The sequence below is a fragment of the Microcoleus sp. MON2_D5 genome (genome assembly GCF_036701905.1).
GTDB lineage: Bacteria > Cyanobacteriota > Cyanobacteriia > Cyanobacteriales > Microcoleaceae > Microcoleus.
The window spans coordinates 1-6,028 of the sequence record NZ_JAUBRM010000171.1 but is presented as its reverse complement, the minus strand read 5'-3'; the positions used below and the strand labels follow the sequence as shown (position 1 = coordinate 6,028).

8 protein-coding genes and 2 pseudogenes are annotated in these 6,028 nt (G+C 44.3%); 4 read left to right on the top strand and 6 right to left on the bottom strand.

Annotated elements, in window-relative coordinates:
- A pseudogene (locus QUA47_RS29960) lies at positions 1 to 224 on the bottom strand (phytanoyl-CoA dioxygenase family protein); the annotation flags it as partial.
- 521 nt (positions 225 to 745) lie between these two features.
- Between QUA47_RS29960 and QUA47_RS29955 the strand changes: the two are divergent.
- A complete protein-coding gene (locus QUA47_RS29955; RefSeq protein ID WP_333433493.1) occupies positions 746 to 1,579 on the top strand; it encodes a hypothetical protein in 834 nt (277 codons plus the stop codon).
- 73 nt (positions 1,580 to 1,652) lie between these two features.
- On the opposite strand, the gene QUA47_RS29950 is transcribed toward QUA47_RS29955, so the two are convergent.
- Positions 1,653 to 1,793 (bottom strand): hypothetical protein, encoded by a 141-nt coding sequence (locus tag QUA47_RS29950; protein WP_333342273.1) that lies wholly within the window; start codon positions 1,791 to 1,793, stop codon positions 1,653 to 1,655.
- A gap of 104 nt (positions 1,794 to 1,897) precedes the next feature.
- On the opposite strand from QUA47_RS29950, the gene QUA47_RS29945 reads away from it, so the two are divergent.
- Entirely contained in the window at positions 1,898 to 2,050 is a 153-nt protein-coding gene (locus tag QUA47_RS29945; RefSeq protein WP_333433492.1) for a hypothetical protein, read from the top strand.
- A gap of 353 nt (positions 2,051 to 2,403) precedes the next feature.
- Here QUA47_RS29945 and QUA47_RS29940 read toward each other — a convergent pair whose 3' ends face one another.
- Complete coding sequence (locus QUA47_RS29940) at positions 2,404 to 3,135, bottom strand: tetratricopeptide repeat protein (protein ID WP_333433491.1); 732 nt, start codon at positions 3,133 to 3,135, stop codon at positions 2,404 to 2,406.
- A gap of 238 nt (positions 3,136 to 3,373) precedes the next feature.
- Here QUA47_RS29940 and QUA47_RS29935 point away from each other — a divergent pair, with 238 nt between their 5' ends.
- Together QUA47_RS29935 and QUA47_RS29930 are read left to right on the top strand one after the other, a co-directional pair.
- The gene (locus QUA47_RS29935; RefSeq protein WP_333433490.1) at positions 3,374 to 3,715 is read left to right on the top strand and encodes a nucleotidyltransferase domain-containing protein; all 342 of its coding nucleotides are present in this window, start codon (positions 3,374 to 3,376) and stop codon (positions 3,713 to 3,715) included.
- On the top strand, positions 3,700 to 4,020 hold the full coding sequence (locus QUA47_RS29930; RefSeq protein WP_333433494.1) for a HepT-like ribonuclease domain-containing protein: 321 nt from the start codon (positions 3,700 to 3,702) through the stop codon (positions 4,018 to 4,020). The genes QUA47_RS29935 and QUA47_RS29930 overlap by 16 nt, the downstream gene beginning before the upstream one ends.
- A gap of 162 nt (positions 4,021 to 4,182) precedes the next feature.
- On the opposite strand, the gene QUA47_RS29925 is transcribed toward QUA47_RS29930, so the two are convergent.
- The 3 genes and pseudogenes from QUA47_RS29925 to QUA47_RS31135 all read right to left on the bottom strand — a co-directional run bounded on the left by QUA47_RS29925 (position 4,183) and on the right by QUA47_RS31135 (position 5,880).
- Positions 4,183 to 4,947, bottom strand: coding sequence for a peroxiredoxin-like family protein (locus QUA47_RS29925; RefSeq protein WP_333433489.1), 765 nt, complete (start codon positions 4,945 to 4,947; stop codon positions 4,183 to 4,185).
- A gap of 450 nt (positions 4,948 to 5,397) precedes the next feature.
- Positions 5,398 to 5,619 (bottom strand): annotated as a pseudogene (locus tag QUA47_RS31140) (Hsp20/alpha crystallin family protein); the annotation flags it as partial.
- Positions 5,620 to 5,637: 18 nt separating this feature from the next.
- A complete protein-coding gene (locus tag QUA47_RS31135; protein ID WP_445302560.1) occupies positions 5,638 to 5,880 on the bottom strand; it encodes an Hsp20/alpha crystallin family protein in 243 nt (80 codons plus the stop codon).
- Between the last annotated feature and the right edge of the window lie 148 nt (positions 5,881 to 6,028).

The window sequence follows — 6,028 nt, the reverse complement described above, 5'->3', positions numbered from 1 at the left end:
TCAGCAGCTAAACAAGCTGCAATTTCCTGACGAGCTTGCCAAACCTCTTGAGAGTTAAGAAAGGCTTTTAAGTATAAATAACCGTCTTGTTGCATCCTCCGTCGCAATTGCTCTGGCTGTCCGAGTACATCGGAGGAATCCCTTAGATAACCAAAAGCCTCCTCGCGGCAATCTAGTTCATAACCTAGGGAACTTAGGGCTGTTTTTGTTTGCCTAATCAGCATCGTCGCTACCCGGTTAAGCCGGGACAGGAGAAACTTCAGTATTCAACAGATGTGCTGGATAATATTTACCTTCCAGGATTATCCGTCGTATCTGCTGGATAACACCTTAGTTTTAAGGAATTCAACAGAAACGAAAGCAGGTTAAGTCCGGGTTCTTTGGTGCTATCCGTCACTTTTGCTGGATACCACCCCCTATATCGGTCTTCTCCAAGATTAACCTATGTCGCAACCTACCGCTCCGATGCAGCTTTACCGCTTGCTTGAGGCGGAGCCTTCGCAGAGCAGGAACGAGTGCGATCGCCCTTCGCTGTAGGTTGGGTTGAGCTTGTCACGTCCTTGCTTGTGAATCAGCAGGTAATGTGAAACCAAACATGACTCGATAAAAATTGGCGTATTGGTGGCGAGCGGCAACAAGTTCTGGGATTAGGTAGTGAAAACCGACTCTTAGCAATACGGAAAATTCTAATCAACCTCTTAAAAGCGAACGCTACGCTTTATAAATCCTTTTGCGAAAAGTAACTATGAGCAACAACCCTCAAAATCAAGACTCGCTCGAAGAAAAGCTCAAAGCGGCTTTTGAGAGCGATAATTCTGACAAAAATTATAATATGGTCAAAGGAATTGTTAATTCTCTACCACCAGTTGGGTCGTTACTCGGAGGCTTTTTCGAGAGCTATATCGTGTCTCCGGCAACGAAAAGGAGTTACAAATTTTTAGAAATTTTAGTCCTAGAATTAGAAGAGCTAAAATCTAAAATCGAATCAGTTGATTTTGAAAGTCCCGTTTTTCTGACAACTTTTCTCCATGCGTCTCAGATAGCTCGCCGCACTCATCAGGAGCAAAAAGTTGAAGCTTTGAGAAATATAGTTCTCAATTCATCTCTTCCCAGAGCCTTAGAGGATGATATTTTAGCGATGTTTCTCTACTGGATTGATGGTTTTACCGAACTTCATATCTCAACTCTAAAGCACCTTCACTACCTGGATAGGTATGCCCCAGAGGAATTACACACATATTTTCCTATGTTAGAGCAAAATAGGGCTATATACAATCAGGTTTTGAAAGACTTGGCAGACCGGGGATTGATAAGTTTAAGAGAAGTTTACATTACGGAAGAAGATGATGATGATATATATTTGCAAAGGTTGGGATTTGCTATGCCTCAGATTTCTATGGGTGTGTATAATCAACCAACAAAAAGGGGAGGAAAAGAGATTAAAATGAAAACTTTTAAGCACCAGGAAGACATTGATACTCTCATTAAAAAGAATCATTCGTATAGTCAAGAAAGCAAAACTACAGAATTAGGAAAGCAGTTTATTAGGTTTATTGAAAATCCCTCTTATCAAACGTGAATCCATGTAAGTTTTATTAGTTGCGAATTCCTCTCTTCAGAGCGGGGCTTTGAGGGAACGGGGATCGTAGCGGTCAAAATGCGGTTGGAATTAACTGCTGCGATCGGTTTACCAAGTAAATCCCCATCATAGCCTGTGGCAAAAATGGGCGAGAACCTGACAACCAGGCGATGACTCCGTACCGCTGGCATTGAAGTTGTGCCGCTACCAACATTTGATTTTTGCCGGCTCAAAGCGAGTTCGGTTAGTAGTGCGGTAGCGATGCGGCCCGACTACGCTTAAATTCACACGCTTATCGGTGGAGTGAGTAAAAAGGCGATGAGTGTTCACATCGGCACTTCTGGTTGGAATTACGACCCTTGGCCAGGTGTGCTTTATCCCCACCAGCTACCGCCTTGCAAAGAGCTAGATCGCTATATTCAGCAATATCAAACACTCGAAGTTAATAGCACCTACTACCGCAGAGATTAGCAGCAAGAATGAAACGACAAGGGCGATGATCGAGAAACGCAGAACGATCGAGCGATCGCGGAACAAGGATTGCGACCTTCGAGATATCACAGCAATTCTCTTCTAATTGTTTGTAGCTTAAATTCCCTAGCATTCCGCATCTGCTTTCGTGAAAAAAATTCAAATGCTTCAAATTGGCAGACGATTTGATTGTGTTTTAATAGGCAGTTCTAAGACTTTTCTTTCTCTACAAAACTAAGTTGAAGGGTAGGATGCGGTACACTTTACTTTCCAAGCATTAGTCGTACCAATCTCTAGAAGTTCCAATTAGAACCGTTATAAATAGAGTTCCGAACAGGACTATACTGCTTTTTTTACCGCTCGGTCTGTTGACGTGTTAATAACAAAGCTTTTTGGATGACTGCTTTTCCTTCTTCCGTTCTGTCTACAGCATTGAGCACAAATCCCAGGTTATAGTAAGCTGTCGCATAGCTTGGATCGAGTTCTATCGCTTCTTCAAATGCTGCAATTGCTGCATCAAATCGACCTTGATTACCAAGTATTTGTCCGAGGTATTGATATACAACAACCGAATTGGGTGCCAGTTCTGTGGCGCGCTGAAGTACGCTGATAGCATCTTCGTATCTGCCCTGCTTATTCAAAGCAACACCTAAATGGTAATGTGCAGCAGCAGATTGAGGAGCAACTTGAATTGCCTGTTGAAAATTAGTAATTGCCTCGCCGTATCTCTCTAGATTTACAAGTACCATACCAAGACCAACAAAAGCCTGTGGTTGGCTCGAATCAATCTCGATCGCTTTTCGATAGACTGTCATAGCCTCGGAAAATCTTTGCCACTCGGCTAGTGTGGCAGCCATATTCAGGTAAGCTGCTGAATAATTAGGTGCAATCCTAATAGCGTTTTGGTAGGCCCAGATAGCTTTCTCACCTTGACCTTGATAATCCAAAGCCATTCCTAGCTTGAGGTAGACATACGCATTATCAGGATCGTGCTTCAGAAAACGCCTCCATATTGACTCAGCCTCAACATATTCACCAGCTTGCTGTGCTAAATCTCCGGCTTGAAATAGTTTTTCCAAATCCATAAATTTTCTCCCCCATGCAAAAGACCAATAACAGCATCAAGGTGGCGAGGGTCGTATGGTTCAATTTCCATTCCCAGATGAACTCCTGTTAACTCTGAAAGCTTATGAGAGCATACTACAATACTCTACAATGTCTGATAGCTTGGCTTTGAGTGCTTACAGATTTACTACTTTCGCTGATTAACTAGCAATGACCCCAGTGTGGGAGGCACCATCTTAAGGCGTTGAGGAGGGCTTGATGAGCAAAACAGGATTAGGCATTCAAGAATTACTGTATTGTGAGCGATCGCAAATTCTCGCCATTGCCAAAAAGCATGGAGCCTACAATGTGCGCGTATTCGGTTCGGTAGCGCGGGGCGAAGCGACACCAGAAAGCGATATTGATTTGTTAGTGGATTACGATTTAGAGAAAATCACGCCTTGGTTTCCAGGCGGGCTATTGCTCGATTTAGAACAACTACTCAATCGCAAGGTTGATATCGCCACAGTGGATATGCTCAAAGAACGCATTCGCGAGCGCGTTTTGCAGGAAGCTGTACCGCTAGGAGGCGGGAAGCCCAACGGCTGCAAGATATATTAGATGCAATAGCTGCAATTGAACGATATGCAAGCCTTGGCAGGCAGGAATTTGACAGCCAAGAATTGATTCAAATTTGGATTGTTCATCACCTGCAAATTATTGGAGAAGCAACAAATGCGTTATCGTCCGAGTTAACTAGCCGATATTCCCAAGTGCCTTGGGCGCAAATTGTAGCATTTAGGAATCTTGTAGTGCATGAATATTTCCGAGTTTCGCTGAACCTAGTTTGGGCGATCGTACAGAATAATTTACCTCCGCTGAAGGTAACAGTAGAACAGATTTTACAGGAGTTGCTAGATACGTGAGTTCAGGACTATCACTTAATGTTGGGCTCTTAGGCGAGTATTTGAAGACGTAAGTCCAAACTACTTCGTAGGACAGGGTATAGTTGGCTCCTACAAGTCCCACCATAAGTGTAGTAGTTAGTGCATATCGCCCTGCCCTAACGAGTCTCCATCAGCCACCATTTATGAGAGAAATGTCAGGGGATTGCTCATATCAGCAGCGAAACCAAGGATGGCGCGATCTCGATGTTCGTAGACTAAATCTCCCTGAGCATTAAACAAGAAAGTTGCGCCTCGTTGAGTGAGATAAGCAGCATTTGGAACATAGGTTTTCCAATTACTCAGCACTTCTCCCATATTCCGCAGCCGCAAAGTTGCCAATTCAAATGGACGCTGGAAACCTTTGCCACCTGCCCACCGGAAAGTGGAGCCTCTGAGAGCTGGAAGAGGGAAAGCCTGAATAATTTCATCATCACCAATTAATTGAGGTGCTCTTGCGTCGCCTCGATATCCTCTCCATACTTCTGCCAGAGTCCCAGGGCTACCAATCCCTGCACACATGAACAATAGATTGAGGTAAGCATTCATAGCAGCCGATAAACCGGGTAGTTTTAACGATAAACCTGGATACAGGTCAAGTTGTTGGTGCAGTTGGGCACTGGGATCTACAAACAAACAGTCGGCAGGAAATCCTGTATAGCTACAGAATCGCTGACCCGAGGAGAGTGAACCAATTCCCACAGCTCGGATTGCTATCCCTTGTGCTTCAAGCCGTTGAGCGTCCCGTCGCAACCACCAAGCATATTCAAGGCTGTCGAAGTCTCCCAATTGTGGCAAGAACAGCACCAATTGCCTCATAGAGGATTGGCAACCGCTCAAGATGGGTAAAACGGCTCCATCGCTTACCCGTTGGCGTTCGGTTTGGCTCAAGAGGGTATGGATATTCATCGGCTAATTATCTATTGAGGAATTGGGAAAGTAGAAAATCATCAGTTGTTGGACAGATGCTTTACTCACATCAAATCGGGCGGCTACTTTCGGAATTGATGTATCACCTGGTTGAGATGCTTTAACTATCGCGCTTGAGCTGGCAGGGTCTGTCTAGCTGTGCTACTTTACCACAGATAAGCCAGTGATTAGAGGTGATCGCCAATCCTCCTCCGGTTCACAGACTGTATGAAATTGAGGCCGACCAGTCTGAAATATTTTGGCAGACTAACTGGAATCAGTGCCAATCCACGGCATCTGTAGGTAACTTTTCGATCGGCTTTCCAAAATAAAGAATACCGAGAGCAATGGTAGCTCCCGGTATCAGCTTTTCCAGTTCCGTTGTTAAGTAAATCCAATCAGGCTCAATGAAAGGAAAATTTGCCTCACTCCATTAAGCACAGCAGATCGTTATTGGTTAGCCTGTTCCAAAGCTGGATTCGTTGAAGCTCCAGCAATTTCGGCTAAGTTAATCTTGACGACTTTATTGCGAGCTTCAGTTACTTTGGGCAGTGTTAGCGTTAGAATGCCATCTTTGCATTCAGCTTGCACAGAGTCGTTTTGAATGGGTGAGGGCAAGGGAAGCACCCGGTGGAATTTGCCATAGCGGAATTCAGAACGGACGTACCCAGATTTTTCCTCAGTGTTTTCCTAGCGGCGTTCGCCAGAGATAGAAATTGCTTCACGAGTGACTTGAACGTCAATGTCTTTGGGGTCAATTCCGGGCAGTTGCGCTTTTAAGATGAAGTTGTCCCCAGCATCAGCCAATTCTAGAGCAGGCATCCAAGCGGCTTCTGAGTTATCTCTTGCTGTTGCCCGTTGGTCAAAAACTTTATCGAGTTGCTGGCGGATGGTTTCAATTTCCGTGAAGGGTTGCCAGTAGCGCATCAACATAATCTGTCACCTCAAAGATTGGTAAAGCTCTATCAGGAAAGTTAGGGTTGAAGCTCGTTGCTTACAGTTATTATAGCACTTCCGGATGTTATGAGGTACAGTAGCAGCAATTAGTAAACCAGTTTTTAAGATGTTTCGGATTAATTAA

What these genes read in the sequence shown, in the direction of transcription:
- QUA47_RS29955 (WP_333433493.1), top strand. Translation starts at nt 746, where the DNA reads ATGAGCAACAACCCTCAAAATCAAGACTCGCTCGAAGAAAAGCTCAAA.
- QUA47_RS29950 (WP_333342273.1), bottom strand. Translation starts at nt 1,793, where the DNA reads ATGTTGGTAGCGGCACAACTTCAATGCCAGCGGTACGGAGTCATCGCC.
- QUA47_RS29945 (WP_333433492.1), top strand. Translation starts at nt 1,898, where the DNA reads ATGAGTGTTCACATCGGCACTTCTGGTTGGAATTACGACCCTTGGCCA.
- QUA47_RS29940 (WP_333433491.1), bottom strand. Translation starts at nt 3,135, where the DNA reads ATGGATTTGGAAAAACTATTTCAAGCCGGAGATTTAGCACAGCAAGCT.
- QUA47_RS29935 (WP_333433490.1), top strand. Translation starts at nt 3,374, where the DNA reads ATGAGCAAAACAGGATTAGGCATTCAAGAATTACTGTATTGTGAGCGA.
- QUA47_RS29925 (WP_333433489.1), bottom strand. Translation starts at nt 4,947, where the DNA reads ATGAATATCCATACCCTCTTGAGCCAAACCGAACGCCAACGGGTAAGC.
- QUA47_RS31135 (WP_445302560.1), bottom strand. Translation starts at nt 5,880, where the DNA reads ATGTTGATGCGCTACTGGCAACCCTTCACGGAAATTGAAACCATCCGC.